The 23,777-nt window shown below is 72.2% G+C and carries 22 protein-coding genes; 8 read left to right on the top strand and 14 right to left on the bottom strand.

Annotated features, from left to right (window positions below; genetic code table 11):
- The first annotated feature begins 64 nt into the window (after positions 1-64).
- Positions 65-682 (top strand): AAA family ATPase, encoded by a 618-nt coding sequence (locus tag ACFWWR_RS05600; RefSeq protein ID WP_384302090.1) that lies wholly within the window; start codon positions 65-67, stop codon positions 680-682.
- On the opposite strand, the gene ACFWWR_RS05595 is transcribed toward ACFWWR_RS05600, so the two are convergent.
- The 7 genes from ACFWWR_RS05595 to ACFWWR_RS05565 form a co-directional block, all read right to left on the bottom strand.
- Positions 667-1,638: an N-acetylglucosamine kinase gene (locus ACFWWR_RS05595; protein ID WP_383874410.1), complete on the bottom strand. Its 972-nt coding sequence runs from the start codon at positions 1,636-1,638 to the stop codon at positions 667-669. The genes ACFWWR_RS05600 and ACFWWR_RS05595 overlap by 16 nt on opposite strands.
- A complete protein-coding gene (locus ACFWWR_RS05590; RefSeq protein WP_383874408.1) occupies positions 1,629-2,894 on the bottom strand; it encodes a 6-phospho-beta-glucosidase in 1,266 nt (421 codons plus the stop codon). The genes ACFWWR_RS05595 and ACFWWR_RS05590 overlap by 10 nt, the downstream gene beginning before the upstream one ends.
- Before the next feature lie 7 nt (positions 2,895-2,901).
- Positions 2,902-3,795, bottom strand: a complete 894-nt coding sequence (locus tag ACFWWR_RS05585; RefSeq protein WP_383874407.1) for a carbohydrate ABC transporter permease — start codon at positions 3,793-3,795, stop codon at positions 2,902-2,904.
- Positions 3,796-3,797: 2 nt separating this feature from the next.
- Complete coding sequence (locus tag ACFWWR_RS05580; RefSeq protein ID WP_384302087.1) at positions 3,798-4,766, bottom strand: carbohydrate ABC transporter permease; 969 nt, start codon at positions 4,764-4,766, stop codon at positions 3,798-3,800.
- Positions 4,766-6,097: an ABC transporter substrate-binding protein gene (locus tag ACFWWR_RS05575; RefSeq protein ID WP_383874403.1), complete on the bottom strand. Its 1,332-nt coding sequence runs from the start codon at positions 6,095-6,097 to the stop codon at positions 4,766-4,768. The genes ACFWWR_RS05580 and ACFWWR_RS05575 overlap by 1 nt, the downstream gene beginning before the upstream one ends.
- An 81-nt stretch (positions 6,098-6,178) precedes the next feature.
- A complete protein-coding gene (locus ACFWWR_RS05570) occupies positions 6,179-7,390 on the bottom strand; it encodes an ROK family protein (RefSeq protein WP_383874401.1) in 1,212 nt (403 codons plus the stop codon).
- 266 nt (positions 7,391-7,656) lie between these two features.
- A complete protein-coding gene (locus tag ACFWWR_RS05565; RefSeq protein WP_383874399.1) occupies positions 7,657-8,751 on the bottom strand; it encodes a mechanosensitive ion channel family protein in 1,095 nt (364 codons plus the stop codon).
- A 339-nt stretch (positions 8,752-9,090) separates the two neighbouring features.
- Here ACFWWR_RS05565 and ACFWWR_RS05560 point away from each other — a divergent pair, with 339 nt between their 5' ends.
- A complete protein-coding gene (locus ACFWWR_RS05560; RefSeq protein ID WP_053750340.1) occupies positions 9,091-9,627 on the top strand; it encodes an HNH endonuclease in 537 nt (178 codons plus the stop codon).
- Positions 9,628-9,691: 64 nt separating this feature from the next.
- Here ACFWWR_RS05560 and ACFWWR_RS05555 read toward each other — a convergent pair whose 3' ends face one another.
- From ACFWWR_RS05555 to ACFWWR_RS05535, 5 genes are read right to left on the bottom strand one after another with little or no spacing between them, the layout of a single operon-like run.
- Positions 9,692-10,330: a hypothetical protein gene (locus tag ACFWWR_RS05555; RefSeq protein WP_383874397.1), complete on the bottom strand. Its 639-nt coding sequence runs from the start codon at positions 10,328-10,330 to the stop codon at positions 9,692-9,694.
- Positions 10,327-11,655 (bottom strand): hypothetical protein, encoded by a 1,329-nt coding sequence (locus ACFWWR_RS05550; RefSeq protein WP_384302085.1) that lies wholly within the window; start codon positions 11,653-11,655, stop codon positions 10,327-10,329. The genes ACFWWR_RS05555 and ACFWWR_RS05550 overlap by 4 nt, the downstream gene beginning before the upstream one ends.
- Entirely contained in the window at positions 11,652-12,440 is a 789-nt protein-coding gene (locus ACFWWR_RS05545) for an ABC transporter ATP-binding protein (RefSeq protein ID WP_384302083.1), read from the bottom strand. The genes ACFWWR_RS05550 and ACFWWR_RS05545 overlap by 4 nt, the downstream gene beginning before the upstream one ends.
- 41 nt (positions 12,441-12,481) lie before the next feature.
- Entirely contained in the window at positions 12,482-13,858 is a 1,377-nt protein-coding gene (locus tag ACFWWR_RS05540; protein WP_384302081.1) for a zf-HC2 domain-containing protein, read from the bottom strand.
- Complete coding sequence (locus ACFWWR_RS05535; RefSeq protein ID WP_383874391.1) at positions 13,855-14,481, bottom strand: RNA polymerase sigma factor; 627 nt, start codon at positions 14,479-14,481, stop codon at positions 13,855-13,857. The genes ACFWWR_RS05540 and ACFWWR_RS05535 overlap by 4 nt, the downstream gene beginning before the upstream one ends.
- A 234-nt stretch (positions 14,482-14,715) precedes the next feature.
- Between ACFWWR_RS05535 and ACFWWR_RS05530 the strand changes: the two genes are divergently transcribed.
- The 3 genes from ACFWWR_RS05530 to ACFWWR_RS05520 all read left to right on the top strand — a co-directional run bounded on the left by ACFWWR_RS05530 (position 14,716) and on the right by ACFWWR_RS05520 (position 17,640).
- On the top strand, positions 14,716-14,952 hold the full coding sequence (locus ACFWWR_RS05530; RefSeq protein WP_383874389.1) for a hypothetical protein: 237 nt from the start codon (positions 14,716-14,718) through the stop codon (positions 14,950-14,952).
- Positions 14,953-17,040 (top strand): 4-alpha-glucanotransferase, encoded by a 2,088-nt coding sequence (gene malQ / locus ACFWWR_RS05525; protein WP_383874387.1) that lies wholly within the window; start codon positions 14,953-14,955, stop codon positions 17,038-17,040.
- Positions 17,041-17,412: 372 nt separating this feature from the next.
- Entirely contained in the window at positions 17,413-17,640 is a 228-nt protein-coding gene (locus ACFWWR_RS05520) for a hypothetical protein (protein ID WP_383874530.1), read from the top strand.
- A 603-nt stretch (positions 17,641-18,243) separates the two neighbouring features.
- Here ACFWWR_RS05520 and ACFWWR_RS05515 read toward each other — a convergent pair.
- Positions 18,244-18,750, bottom strand: coding sequence for a MarR family winged helix-turn-helix transcriptional regulator (locus ACFWWR_RS05515; RefSeq protein ID WP_383874460.1), 507 nt, complete (start codon positions 18,748-18,750; stop codon positions 18,244-18,246).
- A gap of 110 nt (positions 18,751-18,860) precedes the next feature.
- Here ACFWWR_RS05515 and ACFWWR_RS05510 point away from each other — a divergent pair, with 110 nt between their 5' ends.
- Positions 18,861-19,817, top strand: coding sequence for an EamA family transporter (locus tag ACFWWR_RS05510; protein WP_383874462.1), 957 nt, complete (start codon positions 18,861-18,863; stop codon positions 19,815-19,817).
- 79 nt (positions 19,818-19,896) lie between these two features.
- Here ACFWWR_RS05510 and pepN read toward each other — a convergent pair whose 3' ends face one another.
- Positions 19,897-22,473 carry an aminopeptidase N gene (pepN, locus tag ACFWWR_RS05505; protein ID WP_383874464.1) on the bottom strand — a complete coding sequence of 859 codons (2,577 nt, stop codon included), beginning with the start codon at positions 22,471-22,473 and terminating at the stop codon, positions 19,897-19,899.
- 111 nt (positions 22,474-22,584) lie between these two features.
- Here pepN and ACFWWR_RS05500 point away from each other — a divergent pair, with 111 nt between their 5' ends.
- Positions 22,585-23,067: a DUF1203 domain-containing protein gene (locus ACFWWR_RS05500; RefSeq protein WP_384302079.1), complete on the top strand. Its 483-nt coding sequence runs from the start codon at positions 22,585-22,587 to the stop codon at positions 23,065-23,067.
- A 208-nt stretch (positions 23,068-23,275) separates the two neighbouring features.
- The gene (locus tag ACFWWR_RS05495; protein WP_384302077.1) at positions 23,276-23,734 is read left to right on the top strand and encodes a hypothetical protein; all 459 of its coding nucleotides are present in this window, start codon (positions 23,276-23,278) and stop codon (positions 23,732-23,734) included.
- Positions 23,735-23,777: the final 43 nt, after the last annotated feature.

Here is a 23,777-nt window from a genome sequence, read left to right as displayed (position 1 = left end):
CCCATGAATACGCCGGCAGAATCGGTTCGGTTCCCTCGTGGGGCGCCCGCGTAATGTCGCCGGCATGGGTGGTGCGCGGGTGGTACTGATCGGCGGGACGTCGCACGTGGGCAAGTCGACCGCCGCCCGGGCACTGGCGGCCCGGCTCGGGTTCGCGCACGTCTCGACGGACGGCCTGGCACGGCATCCGGGACGGCCCTGGCGGACACCGGAGCGGGAGGTCCCGGCCCACGTCGCCGACCACTACTCCTCCCTCACGGTCGACGAGCTGATCGCGTCGGTTCTCGGCCACTACGAGCGGCTGTGGCCGCGGGTGGAGGAGCTGATCCGCACCAGCGCCGCCGACAGCACCCCCGGCGCGGGCCTGGTGCTCGAAGGCTCTGCCCTCTGGCCCGCCCTCGTCGCGCGGCTGGAGGCCCCGTACACGGCTGCCGTGTGGCTCACCGCGGACGAGGCCGTCCTCCGCACGCGCGTGCACGCGTCCGGTGGCCACGACCGGGCGAGTGAGAGCGAACGCCTGCTCATGGACACGTTCCTGGCGCGGACCGTCCGCTACCAGACGCTCATGGTGGAGGCGGTCGACGACCTGGGCCTGACGCGCCTCGACGTCGGCGACGGCACGCCCGTCGCCGGCCTGGTCGGCGCCCTGCTCGCGGCCGTCCGGGCTCAGGCCTCGAAGTAGGCCCGCACCCGGGCCTGCACCTCCGGGGGCGACCCCACCCGGTCCAGACCCAGCAGGGCCGCGCCCAGTACCGGACTCGCGGTCACCACCTGGGGTACGGCCTTCGGAGCGCGGGCCGCCAGCAGGTCACGTACGCCGTCGTCCAGTTGGGGATGGCGGGCGGCCAGGACACCGCCGCCCAGCAGCACCGGTGTCTCCTCCTCCAGCAGGTCGAGCCGCGTCAGTGCCACCGTCGCCATGGTCACCACCTCGTCGGCGAGGCGGTCGACGAGGCCTCGGGCCGCGGCGTCGCCGGAGGCGGCCGTGGCGAACAGGACCGGTGTCAGCTCGTGGCGGCGGGCCGGGGCGATGTGCTCCAGGTGGAGCGCCTCGACGAGGGCGTACACGGAGGGCAGGCCGAAGTGGGCCGGGAGGGTGTGGGCGAGGGCGGTGGCAGGCCCGCGGCCGTCCTCCGCGCGGGAGGCGTGCCACAGGGCCTCCTCGGCGAGGCCCCAGCCACCGCCCCAGTCCCCGGAGACGCGGCCCAGGGCGGGGAAGCGGGCGGTGCGGCCGTCGGGGCGCATGCCGACGCAGTTGATGCCGGCGCCGCAGACGACGGCCACCCCGCGCGGCTCGGTGACGCCCGCCCGCAGCACGGCGAACGTGTCGTTGCGGACCTCCGTACCCGCTCCCCACGCGCGCGCGTGCAGCGCGGCCGCCAACTGCTCCTCCTCGACGGGGAAGTCGGCGTTGGCCAGGCACGCGGAGACGTGGTCGACCGCCACGACCCCGGCGGTGGTGAACGCCCGCGTCACCGCCTCCGCCACCTTGTCCACCGCCGCCTCCACGCCCACCGCGGGCGGCCGGAACCCGCCGCCGCGGGCCGTGGCGAGGACGGTTCCGTCGGCCGCCACGACCGCGACGTCGGTCTTGCTGTTGCCCGCGTCGACGGCGAGGACACTTGCGGTCAGGCCCACGCGAGATGCTCCCGGTTGTGTGCGATCAGCTGGTCGGTCAGGGTCTCGGCGTACTCGTACTGGCCGATGAGGGGGTGAGCGAGCAGCGCCCGGAACACCCGGTCGCGGCCACCCCGCAGCGCGGCTTCCAGCGCCAGCTCCTCGTAGGCCGTCACCTGCGCCATCAGGCCCGCGTAGAGCGGGTCCACGGCCGGCACGGGCAGCGGCGTCGCGCCCTTGTGGCCGACCGCGGCCTGTACCTCGATGACGGCGTCGTCCGGGAGGAACGGCAGCGTGCCCCGGTTGTACGTGTTCACCACCTGGTAGGGGCTGCCTCCCCCGCCGAGGAGCCCGGCCGCCAGGTCGACGGCCGCCTCCGAGTAGTAGGCGCCGCCCCGCTTGGCGAGGAGTGCCGGCTTCTCGTCCAGGGCCGGATCGGCGTACATCTCCAGCAACTGCCGCTCCATGGCCGCCACTTCGGCCGCCCGGGACGGTTTGGTGCGCAGTTCCCGTACGACCTCGTCGTGCGCGTAGTAGTAGCGCAGGTAGTACGACGGGACCACGCCGAGGCGGTCCAGGAGCGGGCGGGGCAGGTGCAGGTCGGCGGCGATCGGGTCGCCGTACTCGGACAGCAGCCCGGGCAGGACGTCCTCGCCCTCCGGGCCGCCCAGGCGTACGCCGGTCTCCCAGGTGAGGTGGTTCAACCCCACGTGGTCCAGGTGGACCTCCCCGGGTGTGACGCCGAGCATCCCCGCGAACTTCCGCTGGAAGCCGATCGCCACGTTGCACAGGCCGACCGCCTTGTGGCCGGCCTCGAGCAGGGCGCGGGTCACGATCCCGACCGGGTTGGTGAAGTCGATGATCCACGCGTCGGGGTTCGTACGACGGACCCGTTCCGCGATGTCGAGGACCACCGGGACCGTGCGCAGCGCTTTGGCGAGGCCGCCCGCGCCGGTCGTCTCCTGGCCGACGCAGCCGCAGTCCAGGGGCCACGTCTCGTCCTGCTGTCGGGCGGCCTGGCCGCCGACGCGGAGTTGCAGCAGCACGGCGTCGGCGCCTTCGACGCCCGCGTCGAGGTCGGCGGTCGTCACGATCCGGCCGTCGTGGCCCTGCCGGGCGAAGATCCGCCGGGCCAGACCGCCCACCAGCTCCAGACGGTCCGCCGCCGGGTCCACGAGGACCAGTTCCTCGATGGGCAGGGTGTCCCGCAGACGGGCGAAGCCGTCGATGAGTTCGGGTGTGTAGGTCGAGCCTCCGCCGACCACGGTGAGTTTCATGTCTGGGTCAACCCTTTACTCCGGTGAGGGTGACGCCCTCGACGAACGCCTTCTGGGCGAAGAAGAAGACGAGGATCACGGGGGCCATGACCAGCACGGTCGCGGCCATGGTGAGGTTCCAGTCGGTGTGGTGGGCGCCCTTGAACGACTCCAGGCCGTAACTCAGGGTCCAGGCGCCCGGGTTCTCGGACGCGTAGATCTGCGGGCCGAAGTAGTCGTTCCACGCGTAGAAGAACTGGAAGAGGGCGACCGCGGCGATGCCCGGCCTGGCCATCGGCAGGACCACCTTCAGCAGCGTGCGCAGTTCCCCGCAGCCGTCCACCTTCGCCGCGTCCAGGTACTCGTTCGGGATGGTCGTCAGGAACTGCCGCAGCAGGAAGATGGAGAACGCGTCACCGAACGCCATCGGGATGATCAGCGGCCACAGCGTGCCCGACAGGTCCAGCTGCTTCGCCCAGAACAGGTACATCGGGATGACGACCACCTGGGGCGGCAGCATCATCATCGAGATCACCAGCATCAGGGACAGATTGCGGCCCCGGAAGCGGAACTTGGCCAGGGCGTACGCCACGGGGATCGACGACACCACGGTGAGAACGGTGCCCGCGCCCGCGTACAGCAGGGTGTTCTTCCACCAGGTCAGGAAGCCGGGCGTGTCGAAGACCTTGGCGTAGTTGCCCCACTCCCAGGTGTGCGGGACCAGATCGCGGCTGAGGGCCTGGGAGTCGCTCATCAGCGAGGTCAGGAAGACGAACACGAAGGGGAGGGTGAAGAACAGGGCCGCGGCGACGCCGAGGGAGTGGATCGCGACCCATTCCAGTGCGGACCTGCGGCGGGCCGTGCGCTCGGCGGGCGAGGTCGGGGCCTTCGACTCCACGGGCCTGTCGAGTACTTGGGTCATGGTCAGTCACCTGCCTGGATGAGACCGCCCCGGCGCCGCATCAGCAACGCGGTGAACGCCATCGACAGGGCGAAGAGCACCAGGGCCACCACACAGGCGGAGCCGTAGTCGAAGCGCTGGAAGCCGAGGTTGTAGACGAGCTGGGGGAGGGTGAGTGTCGACTTGTCCGGATAGCCGGGCTCGAACTGGGTGCCGGCGCCCTGGATCACGCCCGAGGCGACCTTTCCGGCGATGAGCGGCTGCGCGTAGTACTGCATCGCCTGGATCACACCGGTGACCACGGCGAACATCACGATCGGCGAGATGTTCGGCAGGGTGACGAACCGGAACCGCTGCCAGGCCGACGCGCCGTCCAGCTCGGCGGCCTCGTACTGCTCCCGTGGCACGTCGAGCAGCGCGGCCATGAAGATGACCATCAGGTCGCCGATGCCCCACAGGGCGAGCAGGGTGAGGGCCGGCTTGGACCACGAGGGGTCGTTGAACCAGCCGGGGGCCGGGAGGCCGATGCCTTCGAGGATCGAGTTGACCGGTCCGGTCCCGGGGTTGAGCAGGAAGGCGAAGGCCATGGTGGCCGCCACCGGCGGGGCCAGGTACGGCAGGTAGAAGAGGGTGCGGAAGACACCCGTGCCCGTCTTGATCTTCGTGATCAGGAGGCCGACGCCGAGACCGAAGGCGACCCGGAGGGTGACCATGATCAGGACTAGCCACAGGGTGTTGCGCAGGGCGGGCCAGAAGAGGGGATAGTGCTCGAAGACGTACGTCCAGTTCTTCGTCCCGCTCCACGTCGGCGGCTTGAAGCCGTCGTAGTGCATGAACGAGAAGTAGACCGTCGAGATCAGCGGGTACGCGAAGAAGACCGCGAAGCCGATCAGCCAGGGCGACATGAAGGCGAGGGTGCGAAGTGCCTGCTTCCGCTGCTTCGCTGCGAGGCCGGACGGGCGGCGCTTCGACGACAGGGTGAGCGTGCTCATCACTTGGCCTGTGCGATGTCCGTGTCGATCTGCTCTGCCGTGCTCGCAAGGCCCGCCTTGAGGTCCTTGGCCTTGCCGCTCTCGTACTCGTACCCGAAGTTCTGGATCGTCGCGAGGTACACGCCGCCGTTGACGGAGGCCGGGGACGTCGTGGAGTTCGGGTTCGCGGCGATGTCCAGGAACGTCTTGAAGCGCGGGTCGTACTTCAGGTCCGGCGACTTGAGGGCAGCCAGTGTGGACGGCACGTTGTGGATGGCGTTGGAGAAGTTCACCACCGCGTCGGTGTCCGTGGTGATGTACTTGACCAGCTCCCAGGCCGCGTTCTGCTTCTTGCTGGTGGCGGCGATTCCGGCGATGGTGCCGGTGATGTAGCCCTTGCCGTACTGGTCGGCCTGGTCGTCGGGGACCGGCAGCGGGGCCACACCGACCTCGAAGTCCGGCTTGGCGTCCAGGGCCATGCCCAGGCGCCACTCGCCGTCTAGCTGCATGGCGACCTGACCGGTCTGGAAGGGGTGCTTGGGGCCCCACTCGTCGCCGAGGGTGGAGCGGTACTTCTCCAGCCGCTTATAACCGCCGAGTTCGTCGACGAGCTTCTTCTGGAGGGTGAATCCGGCCTCGAAGGCGGGGTCCTTGGCGAGGTTCGACTTGCCGCTGGAGTCGAAGTACGTGGGGGAGAACTGCCCGAGATAGTGCTCGGTCGTGGTCTCCCAGCCGTGGTAGTTCGGCATGAAACCGAGCTGCTTGTAGCTGTCGCCGTCGTCGATCGTCAACTTCTTGGCGTCGGTCTCGAATTCGGACCAGGTCTTCGGCGGGCTGTCGATGCCCGCCTTCTCGAAGGCGGTCTTGTTGTAGTAGAGGCCGTAGGCGTCGCCCAGCAGCGGGACACTGCACCGGTTCCCGTCGAACTGGGTGTACTCGTTCATCGCCTTCGGGAAGGTCTTCTCCGGGTCGATCCCCGACTTCTCGAAGAGGGGGTTGAGATCGACCAGCGCCCCCGACGAGCAGAACTTGCCCACGTTGTTGGTGGTGAACGACGAGATCACGTCGGGCGCCTTGTCGCCGCCCGTCCGGAGCGCCTGGTTCATCTTGTCGTCGGTCATGTTGCCGACGACGTTGACGTGGATGGCGGGGTGCGCCTTCTCGAAGCCGGCGACCAGCGCCTTCACGGCCTTCACCTCGGCGGGCGCGCTCCAGGCGTGCCAGAAGTTGAGGGTCGTCTCCTTGGCGGCGTCGTCGCTCGCGTCGGAGCCGGACCGGCCGGTGCAGGCGGTGGCGAGGAGGGCCACGGAGGCGGCGGCAGCGAGCGCGACGTTTCTTGACATTCCGGGCATGACGGGGTCTCCCTAGGGCAGGGCGGGGCAAGGGTGGTGGGTGTCCGAGCGTGCGGGGCTTTTGGCGAGGGGGCTTGGAACTCAGCGCGAGGTGTCGAAGACCTCGTCGCGGGTGGCGGCGAGCGCGCTCTCCAGCGCGCCGCGCAGCACGGGGTGTTCCCGGACGTCGCCGACGACGAGCCGGGGCCGGGCCGCGGCCAGCTCCTCCAGTTCGGCCTGGACGAGGGCGCGCAGCGGTTCCCCGCCACAGGTGAGCGAGGCGCCGCTGAGGACGACGAGTTCGGGGTCGAGGACCGAGACGAGGGAGGCGAGACCGGTGGCGAGGTGCGTCGCGTACGCCTCCAGCAGCCGCCGGTGCGGACCGTCGTCGGCCTCGGCGGCGCGGGCGACGAGGGCGGCGGCGACCTCGGCGTACGGGCCCGACGGGATGTTCCGGACGCCGAGTTCGCGGGCCAGCTTGGGGATCGCCTGCGAGCCGGCCAGCTCCTGGTAGCCGCCACTGCCGGCCTTGCTGACCTGCCGGACCAGGGGGGTGCCCGGCACCGGAAGGAAGCCGACCTCGCCGGCGCCGCCGGTCCAGCCGCGGTGCAGCCGGCCGCCGAGGACCAGGGCGGCGCCGAGGCCGCCCTCGTTCCACAGCAGGACGAAGTCGGCGTGGCCGCGGGCCGCGCCGAGCCGTTGCTCGGCCACCGCCACGAGGTTCACGTCGTTCTCGTACTCGACCGGCATCAGCAGGGCGGCGGCGAGTTCGTCGAGCAGCGTGGGGGAGTGCCAGCCCGGCAGGTGGGAGGCGTAGCGCAGTCGGCCGGTGTTGGGGTCGAAGGCGCCGGGGGTGCCGATGACGAGCCGGTGCACGTCACCACGGGCGAGCCCGGCCGCCTTGACCGCGCCGTCCAGGGCGTCGGTGACCTGTCGGACGACGGGCTGTGTGGGACGCCGCCCCGGGGTCGGGAGCTCGTACGTCCCCACTGTGCGGCCGGTGATGTCGGCGACGGCGGCGCGGACGCGCTCGGGGGTGACATCGAGCCCGGCGGCGTACGCGGCGGCCGCGTTGACCTCGTACAGCTGGGCGTTGGGCCCCGGGCGGCCCTCGCTGGTGCCGGTGGCAAGGACCAGCCCGGATGCCTCCAGGCGGGCCAGGAGCTGGGACGCGGTCGGCTTCGACAGGCCGGTGAGCTTGCCGATCCGGGTGCGGGACAGCGGCCCGTGCTCCAGCAGGAGGTCCAGGGCGGCACGGTCGTTCATGGCGCGCAGGACGCGCGGGGTGCCCGGCGTACCGGCGGTTCCTGCCATGGGTCGACACCTGCCTTTCCGTCGTCCAGGTTCCCAGTGATCACGCCGGGAAGTCCATCTCGGGGTGATTGTTAGGAAGGTTTCCTGTCTGGTGGTCTGGACCATAGGACTGGCGTGAAGCAGTCGTCAAGAGACCGCCGCCGAGGCAACACAGTCGTTACCTGCCGGGGTGTCGCGGTGATGGGGCGGCTGCCGGGCGTGGCCGGAATGCGACAAGCCGAGAGGGGGCGCCCGGCAAGATCCGGGCGCCCCCTCTCGTGTGTCCCCTACTTCGCCACGCTCGGCGGCGTCAGCGGCGTAGCCGCCTGGGCCTGTGGTGACGACGTGTTGGAGTACGCCGACGGGGGCGCCATGCCCGCCGTCGGGTCGGCGTCCGGGTCCTCGGCCGCAAGGACGGCCGCGCCGCCGACGATCGGGATGTCCGCCGCGTCGAAGGCGTGCTTGATGCGCCAGCGCAGTTCGCGTTCGACGGTGAGGGCCTTGCCGGGCATCGTCTTGGCGGAGACGCGGACGACCATCGAGTCGAGCAGGACGCTGTCCAGGCCGAGGACCTCGATCGGGCCCCACAGCAGCTCGTTCCAGGGCTCTTCCTTGCTCATCTTCTCGGCGACCTCGTTCAGGGTCCGCCGCACCTTGTCGAGGTCCTCGCCCGAGCGGACGGTGACGTCGACGCCGGCCGTGGCCCAGCCCTGGGAGAGGTTGCCGATGCGCTTGACCTCGCCGTTGCGGACGTACCAGATCTCGCCGTTGTCGCCGCGCAGCTTCGTGACGCGCAGGCCCACCTCGATGACCTCGCCCGCGGCCACGCCCGCGTCGATGGTGTCGCCGACGCCGTACTGGTCCTCAAGGATCATGAAGACGCCGGACAGGAAGTCCGTCACCAGGTTCCGCGCGCCGAAACCGATCGCCACGCCCGCGACACCGGCGGACGCCAGCAGCGGGGCGAGGTTGATCTCGAAGGTGCCGAGGATCATCAGGGCCGCGGTGCCGAGGATCAGGAAACTCGCGACCGAGCGGAGCACCGAGCCGATCGCCTGGGAACGCTGGCGGCGGCGCTCCACGTTCACCAGCAGGCCGCCGAGCGGGCTGCCGTCGACCGGCACCGAGCGGTTCATCCGGTCTATCAGCTTGGTGATCGCCCGCCGCACCACGACTCTCAGGACCGCTGCAATGACCAGGATCAGCAGGACTCTCAGGCCGATCGCCAGCCAGGTGGACCAGTTCTGCTCGATCCAGCTCGCGGCGTTCGTCGCGCTCTCCTGAGCATCCTCGAGCGACGGCACCGCCGGAGTGGTCGGCGTCTCGGAGGGAGACGGCGACGGCGACGGACCGGCGGCCAGTAGGACGGCGGACAAGGACACGGCAGGTACCTCCAGTGCAGCGGTCCGCCCCTCCGGCAGCGGTCAAGGTCGTCCAGTCGTGGTTCAAGGTCACGGAAAGGTCACCGGTGGGGCAGACCCACCACACTATCGGGGCATCGTGTGTGGATCGTTGCAATGTTCGGGGGAGAGACGGCTTTCACCTGGGGATGAACAGGTGGGATGAACAACTCATGACCCTGGGGAGGAACCAGATGTGGTCGAAAACACTCCCAGCCCGTTACGGGGACATGGTGGCGCTTCCACCAGGCATGAGGGGACACTGACTACGAAATCGTCCCGGCGCGAGCCACGCGCCGCCGGCGTCCAAGGAGGCCATCCGTGCCGCATGTCCTGGTCCTGAACGCGTCGTACGAGCCCCTCGGCGTCGTACCGCTCCGCCGCGCGCTCATCCTCGTCCTCGAGAACAAGGCCGTGTGCCTCGAGGAGTCCGGCGCCTTCATGCACAGCGCGACCGTCACAGTCCCCGCACCCAGCGTGGTCCGGCTCAAGCGATTCGTCCGGGTTCCCTATCGGGGGCCCGTTCCTCTGACCCGGCGGGCGCTGTTCGCCCGTGACGGGGGCCGGTGCATGTACTGCGGTGGCGTCGCAACCAGCGTCGACCACGTCATCCCGCGCAGCCGTGGGGGCAAGCACGTCTGGGACAACGTGGTGGCCTCGTGCCGCCGCTGCAACCACGTGAAAGCCGACCGCCATCTCGTCGAGATCGGCTGGCGGCTGCGCCACAAACCCGCCCCTCCCACCGGCCTGGCCTGGCGCATCATCGGGACCGGCCACAGGGATCCGCGCTGGATGCCGTACTTGCAGCCATACGGCGCCGACGACGCCTTGGCCCGGATCGAGGGCATTTCCGCCTGACATCGATCCGGGCTTTCGCATATCCGCTGTCAGTGACGGCCCCACGTCCCGTACGTGGGGCCCTTCAGGAGCGCGCCTCCTCCGCCCGCGCCCCCCGCACGACGTACAGCGCCCCGCCCACCCCGCAGGCCACCAGCGCCGCGGCCCAGGCGCCCGCCTCCGAGCCGGGCTGCACCGGCCAGGCCCACACCGTGCTCGCGCGCCCCTGCGCACCGGCCGCCCCCAGATACACCGCGCTGACGTAGCCGAAGGCCGGCAGCCAGCTCAGCCGGGCGCCGAGCAGGGCGGCCGCGGCCGCGGTGAGGCCCGCGGAGCCGAGCGTGTTGCGGATCATCGCGGGCGGCCCGAACACGGACGCGTGCCCGAGCACCGCCACCGACAGGAGGGCCGCGGCAAGCACCGTGAGGGTCAGGAGATGTGCCAGACGCCGCCGCCACCAGGGGTGTACGGCCGTACGGTCCAGCTCGTCGGACGCGGTGTACAGGCTCGACCCGATCACCGCGGCGGCGAACAGCGGGGCCAGCGCCACGACCGGCACCCGCCGCTCCGGATCCACGTAGGCGTCCAGCCCGTGCGCCGCCCACACGGCGAGCCCGGCCGTGGCGAAGAGCACGGCGAGGGCGCGCGGGACGGTGCGCGAGCGGGCGTAGAGAAGCACTCCGGCGGCGCGCGAGCGGCCGTGGAGCACGGAGAGTTCGCTCACAGCGCCGGCACCCCGCTCGGCGTACACTCGTCCGCCGTCGCGAAGTACTCGGACAGCCAGGCGCGGCGCTCCTGCTCGTCCATCGCCTTCAGCCGGGCGCGGGCCGCGAGCCGGGCCTCGTACTCGGCGCGATCGGCCTCGCTTCTCCTGGCGAGGTCCTCGTCGAAGTATTTCTCCCTCGGTCGGGGCGCCAGATAGTGCCCGACGGCGTCGTCGATCCGCCGCAGCCGCACGTCCACCTCGTCGCACTCGACCCGGCCGTACAGCGCCGTCCCGGCCTCCCATGCATATTGCTTCGGATCGGTGAGCCGACCCCGTACGACGGCCCAGCCGATCGGCGCGAGCATCGGCGTCTCCGCCTCGTCCCGCGCCGGCCGGCCCGGCCGGTCCTCGAACCGCACCGGTAGGTTCTGTACGCCCTCCAGACGACCGGTGAGCCCGGACAGGGCGTCGCTGACCTGTGGCAGAAGCCCTGCGTAGCGGGCGTTCACACAGATCTGCGGGGTGGTGGAGGTGTCGCACACCTGACGGCGGGCGATCGGGTTCGTGTGCCACAGGCCGTCCCCGGTCTGCACCAGCAGCACGCCTGCGGCGGTCGCGGCGGCCAGCGGCAGCAGGGCGACGGAGCGATGACGGGCCGCGTACGCGAGGACCGCGGCGACCGCCAGACCGCCCGTCCACACCATCATCGCCACCGGCTGCCACCACACGGGGACCGTGGTGGTCACGCCGTCGACGACGGGCGACAGAGGGGCGAGGCCGCCGCGGCCGTCGTACGACAGGACACCGAGGAGGACGTACGCGCCCACCGCCAGCAGCGGTGCCGTCAGCCGCCAGGCCACCAGCAACCCCACGACCTGGCCGGCCACGGTGGCAGCCGCCAGCACGAACGCGTCCGTGAGCGGCACGACCAGGTACGGCGTGTCGCCCGTGGCGCAGTACCACGTGGCGAGCAGTGCGAGAACGACCGCGACCGCGTACCCGGCGACCACCCACAGCACCAGTGGCAGCGCCGACGCCAGCAGCCGGGCGAACGGCCCGCGCGCGGCCGTCGCCATCAGCTCCTCGGTACGGCGTCGGCGCTCGCGTCCGCCCTGCCAGCAGCCCGCGGCCAGGGCCATCGGGACACCCAGCAGCCCGGCCGCGGTGTGCAGCTGCTCACGGGTCTCGGCCCAGCCGCCCTGCCACTGCGTCGAGTTGACGGCCAACGTGACCGTGAGCGTCAGCAGGACGGCGGCTCCCGCCCAGGGGCCGAAGCCGCGGACGACCTCGGCGCGCAGGGGGTGCGGCGAGCTCTCCGGTCTTCCCTCCGCCACGAGGGTCATCGCGCCGTCCCCTCCAGCGTCGGGGCCGGTGCGGTGGACGCGCGGTGGGCGCGCAGGGCCGCCGTGTAGCCGCGCTCGATCGGGTTGTCGCCGGCGCCGCCCGCCGACTCGCCGAGCGCGGCCAGCGACTCGGGGGTGCCGCGGTAGGCGACCCGGCCCGCCTCGACGAGGGTGACCTCCGTGCAGGCCGCCGCCACGTCCTCCACCAGGTGCGTGGAGACGATGACGGTGGAGGAGGCGCCCAGCTCGCGCAGCAGCTCGCGGAACTCCACGCGCTGCTCCGGGTCGAGACCGGCGGTCGGCTCGTCGAGCAGCAGGACGTCGGGGTCGTTGACGATGGCCTGCGCGATGCCTACCCGGCGGACCATGCCGCCGGACAGCGTCCTGACCTTCGCGTCGACGCGGTCGGCGAGACCGACCCGGGCGACGGCCCGTTCGACGGCGGCCGGGGTCGCGGCCGCGGGCATCTCCTTCAGCCAGGCCACGTACGCGACGAACTCCCGCACGGTGAAGCCCGGGTAGTAGCCGAACTCCTGCGGCAGATAGCCCAGCCGCCGCCGCACCGCGGCCCGCCGCCGGTGGTCGCGGACGTCGTCCCCGAGCAGCTCCACCCGGCCGTCGGCCGGTACCGCGACCGTGGCGAGGACCCGGATCAGCGAGGTCTTGCCCGCCCCGTTCGGCCCGAGCAGCCCGTGCACGCCGGGGCCGAAGTCGAGGTCCACCGAGTCGAGGGCGACGGTCCTGCGGTGCCGGACGTGCAGCCCGGTCACTCGTATCGTGCTCAACGTTTCTCCAGACGTGGTTCGCGAGGAGCGCGCGGCCGTGTTCACGGTCTCTCCAGGCGGTCGTGGGCGGGACGGCGGGCGGCCAGCAGTACGGCGCACAGGACGGCCGCCGCCGCCCAGCCGCCCTGCGCCGGAGCGCCGTCGAGGCAGTACGCGAGCTGCTCGGACAGACGGGCCGTCAGTCGGCCGCCGGGCGCGACGAGCGCCGGGGCGAGGACGGCGGACAGCCAGCCGCCGCCGGTCACGGCCGTCGCCGCCCGCCAGCCGATGTGGCCGGCCAGGGTCAGCGAGGCCAGCGTCAGCGCGAGCCCCGGCAGCAGCCAGGCGGCCGCGCCCGGGGCACCCGAGGACGGCACCAGCACCCCGGCGAGGGTCAGCAGCGGCAGACTCACCGCCAGCACGGCGGCCGTCCGCGTCAGCACCAGCCGCAGCCCCGCGGACGGCGTGGACGCGGCGATCTCGTGCAGCGGATCGGCGTGCGATCCGTAGGACAGGGCGACCCCGGCCACCGGCACGACGGGCGCGATCGCCAGCAGCAGGGGCCGGGCGCCGGCGAAGTCGGCACCGTACGCGAGGGCGACCGCCCCGAACGCCACGAGCAGCACGGCCGGCAGCCAGGCACCGCGCACGGCGGGACCGGCGGCCCAGAGGACGCGGGTGAGACGGGAGCCGACGGGGAGGCCGAGGTGTCGGGGGAGCCGGAGGCGGGCCCGGGCGAAGGGGTGGGAGGGGGCCGGTGTAGCACGCGCCGGGGCCGGAGTCGCGGCCGGAGTCGCGGACGCGGGCACCGCCCCGGGGGCCCGTCCGGGCCGGGCCGCGACTGCCGCCCGACGCACGTGGGACGCCGCCTTCCCCGGTCCGCCCCCAAGGACTGGTGTGCGTGTGGGCTCGGGCCCGGCTGTGGGGGCGTGTCCGGGTCCGGTCGCGGGTACTTGCCTGGGCTGTGCCGCGGGTGCCGGTCCGGGTGCGGCTGCGGCTGTGGTCCGGGGTGCGTTGGGCGCCGTCTTCGCCGGGCTGCCCGAGGCGCCTCCCAGGGCCGGTGTGCGTGTGGGCTCGGGCCCGGCTGTGGGGGCGTGTCCGGGTCCGGTCGCGGGTACTTGCCTGGGCTGTGCCGCGGGTGCCGGTCCGGGCGCGGCTGCGGCTGTGGTCCGGGGTGCGTTGGGCGCCGTCTTCGCCGGCCGGCGCGCGGCACCCCCCGGCACCGCCTCCCGTGCGTAGGCCGGCGCCGCGCGCAGGACCGTGTCGCGTACCTCGGCGAGCACGACCCCCGCCGCCGTCTCCCGCACCGCCCGCGACACGCGGGCCGCGCATCGGCCGCAGCTCTCCAGGTGTTTCTCCAGGGACCAGGCGTCCGGTTCCGGCAGGGTGCCGTCGCCGTAGCGGGTGACCAGGTCGTCGGACGCGTGCCAGCCGGTCATGCCGGGCCTCCCATCGGTGACGGGTTCAACTGGGCGAGGGCCGCGCGCAGCTCCGCGCGGGCGCGCATCGCGCGGGATTTCACGGTGCCCTCGGGGATGCCGAGCAGCCGGGCCGTCTCGCGGGTGGTCAGCCCGTCGACGACCGTGGCGCGCAGCACCTCGCGCAGCTCGGGGGAGATCCGGTCGAGGGCGGTGCCGACGTCGCCGTACTCCAGGGCTGCCAGCACCCGGTCCTCCGCGGACGGCGCCGACGCGTACCCGGCGTGGGTCTCGCCGGTCGGCGAGTCGATCGGTGCCGTCTGCAGCCGCGAGGCCCGCTCGTGCGCCCGCCGCGCGTCGACCAGGCGCCGCGCGGCGATGGTCCACAGCCAGCCGCCGGCCTCCTCGCCGCGATGCCCGGCCGCCGACCGCCACACCGTGACGAACGTGTCCTGGAGCACCTCGCGCACGACCTCCGCGTCGGCGCAGCGCCGGGTCAGCCGGGCGTGCAGCCAGCCCGCGTGCCGGTCGTACAGCTCGGCCATCGCCGCGGAGTCCCCGGCCGCGACCGCGCGCAGGAGCGTCGCGTCGGCCTCGTCCGCCTCGTCGGAGTTTCCCTCGTCCTTCTCCCGGTGGCCCCCCATGGGGCGGAACAGTCTCACACCCCGTCTATCGACCGGCTCCGAGCGCCCGGTTCACGCGCCCCCGAAGGCATCCGGACCCCGTTGCCGTCGTGCGGCCTTTGCCCCAATCTGGAGATACGGCGCCGGAACAGAATGTGAGGAGAGGCACGTTGTACCTCTCTGTACGTCTGCCGCCGCGACTGCTGGGTAGGGCTGTGCGGGTAACCGATCGTCGCCCTCGACAAGGAGGCCCCCGTGGTCGCATCGGCATATCTTCTGCTCCCTGCCCCCTCCAAACCCGAGGCGGAGCCGTCCGCCTCATCCGACCGGCAGGACTTCCACTTCTGCGTGTTCAGCGCGGAGGGAGCCTGCGCCGACACCCCCCTCACCAGCGAACCGCCGCTGCCGGACGCCGAACCCCTCACCAGCGAGCCGCCGCTCGCCGACGCCGCCCCCCTGACCAGCGAGTCCGACGCCCACGCGGAGCCCTAGATGACAGCACCCCGGTCGGTCGAGCCGCCCACCGAGGACCTGTCCCGGCTCGCCGCGCTGCACGGCGTCGCGACCTCCTACAGCCCGTCCCCGGGCCGTACGGTCGCGGCCTCGGCCACCGCCGTCACGCGGGCCCTGGCCGCCCTCGGCGTCGACGCGGGCAGCCCCGCGGCCGTCCGGGCCGCCCTCGCCGCCCGGGAACGGCAACTGCGCGAGCGGCTGCTGCCGCCGACCGTGGCGTGCTGGAGCGGTGGCACGCCCGCCGCCCTCGACGCCCTCCCGGCCGGCACCCTCCTGCGCATCGAGACCGAGCAGGGCGAGACCCGCGCCGGCGCCGAACAACTCCCGCCCGGGGTCCACCGGTTGACCGCCACCGCCCCGGACGGCCGCACCACCCACGCCCACCTGATCGTCGCCCCGCCCCGGCTGCCCGCGCCGCCCGGCCGCTCGTACGGCCTCCTCGTCCAGCTCTACTCCCTGCTCTCGCGGCGTTCCTGGGGCATGGGCGACCTCGGCGACCTCGCCGAACTGACCGCCTGGGCCGGCCGCGCGCTCGGCGCCGGATTCGTCCAGGTCAACCCGCTGCACGCGGCCGTGCCCGGCGCCCCCACCGACCCGTCGCCCTACCGACCCTCCTCCCGCCGCTTCCCCGACCCGGTCCATCTACGGGTCGAGGACATCCCCGAGTACGCCCAGGTCACGGACCGCGAGCGGGTGCGGGCCCTGCTGGAGCGGGCGGAACGGCTGCGGGTGTCGGTGCTGGAGAAGGGCGCCCTGATCGACCGGGACGCCGTGTGGGAGCTCAAGCGGGAGGCGCTGGAACTCGTACGGGACGTGCCGCTCGGGCCGGGCCGGCGCGCCGCCTACGTCGACTACCTCGCCGAACAGGGCGAGGCCCTGGAGGACCACGCCACCTGGTGCGCCCTCGCCGAGGTGCACGGCTCCGACTGGCACCGGTGGCCGGTCGCCCTGCGCGACCCCCGCTCGGCCGAAACGGCCCGTGCCCGCGGGGAGTTGATGGACCGGGTGGATTTCCACACCCGCCTCGCCTGGCTCACCGACACCCAGCTCGGAGCCGCCCAGCGCGCGGCCCGGGAGGCGGGAATGCCGGTGGGTGTGGTCCACGACCTCGCGGTCGGGGTGCACCCCGGGGGCGCCGACGCGTGGGCACAGCAGGATCACTTCGCGTCCGGCATGTCGGTGGGCGCACCCCCGGACGCCTTCAACGCGCGCGGCCAGGACTGGGGCCTGCCGCCCTGGAGGCCGGACCGCCTGGCCGAGTCGGGCTACGCGCCCTTCCGATCCCTGTTGAGGGCCCTGTTCCGTTACGCCGGCGCCTTGCGCATCGACCACGTCATGGGCCTGTTCCGGCTGTGGTGGGTCCCGCAGGGCGAGCCGCCCACGGAGGGCACGTACGTCCGCTACGACGCCGAGGCGATGCTCGCCGTGCTGGTCCTGGAGGCCTCCCGCGCCGGGGCGCTGGTGATCGGCGAGGACCTGGGCACGGTGGAACCCGGCGTGCGCGAGACGCTGCGCGAGCGGGGCGTGCTCGGCACGTCGGTGCTGTGGTTCGAGCGCGACTGGGACGGCGACGGCCGCCCCCTGCCCCCCGACCGGTGGCGCGCCGACTGTCTGGCCACCGCCACCACCCACGACCTGCCGCCCACCGCGGCCCGCCTCACCGGCGAACACGTCGAACTCCGCGACGGCCTCGGCCTGTTGACCCGCCCCCTGGACGAGGAACGGGCGGAGGCGTCCGCGGACACGGCGGAGTGGCTCGCCCTGCTCACCCGGCTGGGCCTCCTGCAGGGGTCGGGCGGCGGCATCGACACGTCCTCGGAGGAGGCCGAGATCCAGGCCGTCCACCGCTACCTCCTCCAGACCCCGGCCCGCATGGTCGGCATCTGGCTCCCCGACACCATCGGCGACCGCCGCCCGCAGAACCTGCCGGGCACGTGGGACCAGTACCCGAACTGGCGGCTGCCGATCGCGGACACGGCGGGGCGGCCGGTGACACTGGAGGAACTGGCGGCGTCACCGAGGCTGCACGCCCTGGTGGACGTCCTCCGCCAGCCCGGGAGCGGCTGACGCCGCCGCTCCTCACACGCCGGAGGGGCTGATGTCAGCCCGTCCGGCGTTTGAGGACGAGGCCCGTTCAGGGCCGAACCGTGGGTCTGGGGGCGGCAGCCCCCCCCAGAGACGGGACGGGAAGGGGCGGCGGGGGCGCGCGCCTCACCCCTCGCCCCGGCGACGGCACGCGGCACCGCCGGGCCGCGCCCGGGCACACCCGCCCGCCGGACGGCACGCGGCACCGCCGGCCGGTGCGACCCGCCCCCCCGCCCCGGCCGAGGGCACCTCATACGCACCCCCGGACGCGCGCCGCTTTCGGACGTTCGCTACTTTGGCTCCGTGAAGAAGAACGCCCTGCGCGCCGGCGCCCTGGCTGCCGGTACGACGCTGATGATGCTGCTCATGTCGTCCCCCGCGCTCGCGCTGACCCGCGACGACGGTGACGACCCCGGCACCGGCCTGAGCGTCATCGAGACGCTGGGCCTCTTCGTGGTGGCCCCGATCGCTCTGTTCGCGGTCATCGCCGGCCTGGTGATGGTCCTGGACAAGTCCCACGAGGCCCACCGGGTGACGTCCCGCAACATCAAGACCAAGGCCAAGGCCGGCTCCAAGGCCTGATCCGCCCTCACCGTGTGCTCCTCCCAGGGCGCCGCCCGCAGCACGTACGCGCATCCGCCGTACGTGAGCGAGGCCGGCGCCCTGGGTGCGTTTCCGGCGACCCCACGTCAGGGGCCGGGCACCGTCAGACCCCGCTGCACCGTCGGCGCCGGCCAGGCCACGGCTCCTGAACCGGTCGCAGAGAACGAGCTGGATCAGGTGCTGAAGCGGGCGGGCCGTCGAGGCGGGGCCGGAGTCCCGTTGGAGACAGAGCCACCCAACTGACCGAGGACGCGGACGGCGTGACCGTCGAGGTCCGCACCGCCGCCGGAGTGACAGAGGAACTGCGCCGCGTACGTCGTCGGCGCCGACGGCATGCGCGGCGTCGTGCGGAACGCGATCGGGCTGCCCGTCCTTCGCCCCGACGGATACGTGGCCTGGACGGAACGCGATCGGGCTGCCCGCCCTTCGCCCCGACGGATACGTGGCCTGGACGGAACGCGATCGGGCTGCCCGCCCTTCGCCCCGACGGATACCTGGCCCGGGCGGCCGACAGCGCCGAGCCGGCGACGGTCGAGTCGGCCCTCGTGGCCTGGGTGGGCTGAACCCGCTCCGGGCGCGGTTCTAGGACGTCTCGGTCCCCGCCAGCAACTCCCGCAGCAGGTCGGCCAGTTGGTCGGCCTGTTCGCCGTTCAGGGCGGATTTCAGGGCCTCCGTCTGGACGGCGAGGCCCGCGCCCACCGCCTCGTCGACGAGCTTCAGCCCCTTCTCCGTCAGGGTCACCTGCAGGCCCCGGCGGTCGTGCGGGTCGGGGGAGCGGCGCAGCAGACCCGCCCGCTCCAGTTTGTCCAGGCGGCCGGTCATGCCGCCGGTGGTGAGCATCAGCGTCGCGGAGAGCTGGCGCGGGGAGAGGGTGTACGGCTCCCCGGACCGGCGCAGGGTCGCCAGGACGTCGAACTCGCCGCGGCCGATGCCGAGGGACGCGTACGCCTTCTCCGTGCGGTCGCCCATCGCGCGTGAGAGCCGGTAGATCCGGCCGAAGACCTCCATGGCGGCGGTGTCGAGGTCGGGCCGGACCGAGGTCCACTGCTCGACGATCGCGTCGACCGGGTCCTTGCGCTGTGCACTCATGCGGTGAGTATCCGCCCGGTTCAGGTCGCCCGCAAGAAAGTGGCTTGACTGTAAGTGGCTTAGCGCTAAGCTACTTTCCATCAAGCTATCTTCCGAGAAGGGTGCCGGTCATGAAGCGGCCCGCGACCGTCCTGCTCACCGCCCTGGCCCCCGTCTCCTGGGGCACCACCTACGCCGTCACCACCGAGTTCCTGCCGGCCGACCGCCCCCTGTTCACCGGCCTCATGCGCGCCCTGCCCGCCGGCCTGGTCCTGCTGGCCCTTGCCCGGGTGCTGCCGCGCGGCGCCTGGTGGGGGAAGGCGACGGTGCTCGGGGCGCTGAACATCGGGGCGTTCTTCCCGCTGCTGTTCCTGTCGGCGTACCGGATGCCGGGCGGTATGGCGGCGGTCGTCGGATCGATCGGACCGCTGTTCGTCGTGGGTCTCTCGGCGCTGCTGCTGGGGCAGCGCCCGACGGCCCGCAGCGTGATCACCGGGTTCGTCGCCGCGTCCGGGGTGAGCCTGGTCGTCCTGAAGGCCGCCGGGGCACTCGACACCGTGGGTGTGCTCGCCGCCCTCGCCTCCACCGCCTCCATGTCCGCGGGCACCGTACTGACCAAGCGGTGGGGCCGCCCGGACGGCGTCGGTCCGCTCGCGCTCACCGCCTGGCAGCTCACCGCGGGCGGCCTGCTCATCGCCCCGCTCGCCCTTCTCGTCGAAGGCGCCCCGCCCGCACTGGACGGCCGGGCGCTCGGGGGCTACCTCTACCTGGCGCTGGCGAACACGGCGGTCGCGTACTGGCTCTGGTTCCGCGGCATCGGCAGGCTCACCGCCACCCAGGTCACCTTCCTCGGCCCGCTGTCGCCACTGACCGCCGCGGTGGTCGGCTGGGCGGCCCTCGGGCAGGCGCTCACGCCGCTACAGCTGGCGGGCATGACGCTGGCGTTCGGGGCGACGGTCGCGGGGCAGCTCGGGCAGCGCACGGACAGCAGGCCCGCACCGCCCGCCCGGTCGTTCAGTCTGCCCGCAGAGGCTGCTCGAAAGGACTCGATGGACCTGACAGGTCAGGGCCCGGCCCTGCGACGGTAGAGGCGAGCTGTTCGGCTGCGGCCCGCGAAAGGGGGCGCCCGGTTCACACCGGACGCCCCCGTCGTCGTCGGGACAGCGGCTACTGCTCGGCCGCCGCGTCCGCCGCCTGAGCCTTCAGGGCGCGCTCCACACCCGCGCGGGACTCCGAGACGAGCCTGCGCAGGGACGCGTTGGGCTCCGCCGAGGCAAGCCACTCGTCCGTCTTGCGCAGCGTCTCCTCGGAGACCTGGATCGTCGGGTAGAGGCCGACCGCGATCTGCTGGGCCATCTCGTGCGAACGGGACTCCCAGATGTCCTTGAGCACCTCGAAGTACTTGTCCGTGTAGGGGGCCAGCAGCTCGCGCTGACCCGTCTGGACGAAGCCGCCGATGACGGCCTCCTGCACGGCGTTCGGGAGCTTGTCGGAATCGATGACCGACGCCCACGCCTCCGCCTTGGCCTCCGGCGTCGGGCGGGCGGCCCGGGCGGTGGCCGCGTGGCGCTCGCCGGCGGCCGTCTTGTCGCGCTCGTACTCGCCCGCGATCTCCGCCTCGTCGAAGCGGCCCACCGCGGCCAGCCGCTGCACCAGCGCCCAGCGCAGCTCCGTGTCGACGGCCAGGCCCTCGATCGTCTGCGTGCCCTCCAGGAGGGCGTCGAGGAGGTCCAGCTGCTCCGGCGTGCGGGCGGTCGCGGCGAACGCGCGCGCCCACGCCAGCTGGTGGTCGCTGCCCGGCGCCGCCGCGCGCAGGTGCGCGAGCGTGGCGTCCGTCCAGCGGGTCAGCAGGGCCTCGCGGGCGGCCGGGTCGGCGTACAGCTCGATCGCCAGCTTCACCTGGCGGTGCAGCGACTGCACCACGCCGATGTCCGACTCCTTGCCGATGCCCGACAGGACCAGGGACAGGTAGTCGCGGGTCGGGAGCTCGGCGTCCCGGGTCATGTCCCACGCCGACGCCCAGCACAGCGCGCGGGGGAGGGACGACTCGAAGTCGCCGAGGTGCTCGGTGACGAAGGCGAGCGACTGCTCGTCGAGGCGGACCTTCGCGTACGACAGGTCGTCGTCGTTCAGGAGGATCACCGCGGGCCGGCGCTTGCCCACCAGCTGCGGTACGGCGGTCAGTTCGCCGTCGACGTCCAGCTCGACGCGCTCGTCGCGCACCAGCTTGCCGCTGTCCTCGTCGAGGTCGTACAGGCCGACCGCGATGCGGTGCGGGCGCAGCGTCGGCTCGCCCTTCGCGCCGGCGGGCAGCGCGGGGGCCTCCTGGCGGATCGCGAAGGACGTGACGACACCGTTCGCGTCCGTCTCGATCTGCGGGCGCAGGATGTTGATGCCGGCGGTCTGGAGCCACTTCTCCGACCAGGTCCCGAGGTCACGGCCGGAGGTCTCCTCCAGCGCGCCGAGCAGGTCGGACAGGCGGGTGTTGCCGAACGCGTGCCGCTTGAAGTACGCCTGCACGCCCGCGAAGAACTCGTCCATGCCGACGTACGCGACGAGCTGCTTCAGTACGGACGCGCCCTTGGCGTACGTGATGCCGTCGAAGTTGACGAGCACGTCGTCCAGGTCGCGGATCTCGGCCATGATCGGGTGCGTGGAGGGCAGCTGGTCCTGCCGGTAGGCCCACGTCTTCATGGAGTTGGCGAAGGTGGTCCAGGAGTGCGGCCACCGGCTGTCCGGCGCGTGCGCCTGGCAGGCGATGGAGGTGTACGTGGCGAACGACTCGTTCAGCCACAGGTCGTTCCACCACTCCATGGTGACCAGGTCGCCGAACCACATGTGGGCCAGCTCGTGCAGGATCGTCTCGGCGCGCGTCTCGTACGCCGCGTCCGTCACCTTCGACCGGAAGACGTACTGGTCGCGGATGGTCACCGCGCCCGCGTTCTCCATCGCGCCCGCGTTGAACTCCGGCACGAACAGCTGGTCGTACTTCTTGAAGGGGTACGCGTAGTCGAACTTCTCCTGGAACCAGTCGAAGCCCTGCCGGGTCACCTCGAAGATGGCGTCCGAGTCGAGGTGCTCGGCCAGCGAGGGACGGCAGTAGATGCCGAGCGGGACGGTCTGTCCGTCCTTCTCGTACACACTGTGCACCGAGTGGTACGGGCCGACGATCAGCGCGGTGATGTACGACGAGATGCGCGGCGTCGGCTCGAAGATCCAGACGCTGTCCTTCGGCTCCGGGGTGGGCGAGTTGGAGACGACCGTCCAACCCTCCGGCGCCTTCACGGTGAACTGGAAGGTGGCCTTGAGGTCCGGCTGCTCGAAGCTCGCGAACACCCTGCGCGCGTCCGGCACCTCGAACTGGGTATAGAGGTAGGCCTGGTTGTCGACGGGATCGACGAACCGGTGCAGGCCCTCACCGGTGTTGGTGTACGCGCAGTCGGCGACGACCCGGAGGATGTTGCGGCCCTCCAGCAGTCCCGGCAGCGCGATCCGCGAGTCCGCGAAGAGCTCTCCGGGGTCGAGTTGGTCGCCGTTGAGGGTGACCTCGTGGACGGCCGGCGCGACCAGGTCGATGAAGGACTCCGTGCCGCCCTCCGCGACATCGAAGCGCACCGTGGTCACGGACCTGTAGGTACCGCCCTCCTGCGCGCCGGAGAGGTCGAGATCGATCTCGTACGAGTCAACGGTGAGCAGCTTCGCCCGCTGCTGCGCCTCTTCGCGAGTCAGGTTTGTGCCAGGCACGCGGTCATCTCCTCGTTATGTGTGGGTTGCGCCATCCTTCCACGGGCCTGCACGGAACGCGATGTCCGTTTCCCGCCGGTGGGCAGGGTGGATGCGCGTGAGTCTGGGGACATGACGACGTACACCGCACGACCCGTCTCTCCGGTGGTCCTGAAGGAGCTGCGCTCTGCTGACGACCGGGGACGCGAGATGGTTCCCATGACCGACCACGAGGGAGGCGCCCCGCTCCGCTGCTGCCTGCGCCGCAGCGAGCCGGGGGAGCGGATCGCCCTGGTCTCGTACGCCCCGCTGCGCCGCTGGGCGGCGGAGACGGGGACCGATCCGGGGGCGTACGACGAACAGGGCCCCGTCTTCATCCATGCGGAGCAGTGCGCGGGACCGGACGGGGACAACCTCCCCTTCACCAATGCCCACCGCACGGTCCGCCGGTACTCGGCCGAGGGGCACATCCTGGGCGGGCGACTGGCGGAGCACCCCGACGACTTCGAGGCGGCCTTCGCGGAAGCGTTCGACGACCCGGCCGTGGCGCTCGTCCACGTCCGGGCCGTCGAATACGGATGCTTCCTCTACGAGGTGCACCAAGACGCCGGATGATCGCCCGTCCTCTGAGGGCGTGTGACACGAGGGTGCAGGGTTTCGTGGGCGGCGTGAAGAATTGGTCGATGCCGCAGTAACCCTGTTCGGTGAGGCCGGTGTTCGTTTGATGTATGGGTGAGCAAGGATCCAATGGGCTGAGGTGACGTGCGCCGACGAACCGCGATCTGGCGTACGGCTGCTCGCCGCATGCCAAGAGGAGTGCTCGGTGGTTGCTGAGGCATGGACCCACGGGACCGCCCGGATCCTGACCGGTGCGGTCGTCCGCTCCGTCGGCAGGGCCGTGGACATGGGCGTCGTCGAGTTCGACGGCCCTCATGGCGAGACGGTCATGGCTCATGTGCAGTGTCCGTTCCGGATCGTGCACGACGGGAAGATCGTCCTGGGGTCAGCTGACATGCGGTACCCGCAGAAGGGTGCGGGAGCGCGGGCCTTCGACGAATTCCGCACGGTCTTCGACGCTCGTGCCACCACGCTCAACGGAATCCTCGGACAGCTGCGGCCCTCCGTGGAGGGCGTGACCGTGGATGACGCGGGTGAACTCATCGTGAGCTGGGCGCCCGCCTTCCGGCTGGTGGCGTTCCCCGACTGCTCCGGCGCCATGGAGGCATGGCGGGTCTTCGTCCGCGGTGGTGCGCATCACGGGTTTCCGCCGAATACCGTCTGACGCGAGGTCGGCCACACGGCTCGGTCCCTGCTCCGACCACCCC

The organism is Streptomyces sp. NPDC058678 (genome assembly GCF_042714835.1).
In the GTDB taxonomy this organism is placed as follows: domain Bacteria; phylum Actinomycetota; class Actinomycetes; order Streptomycetales; family Streptomycetaceae; genus Streptomyces.
The sequence above is the reverse complement of the archived record's forward strand: the minus strand, read 5'-3'. Positions and strand labels throughout refer to the sequence as shown.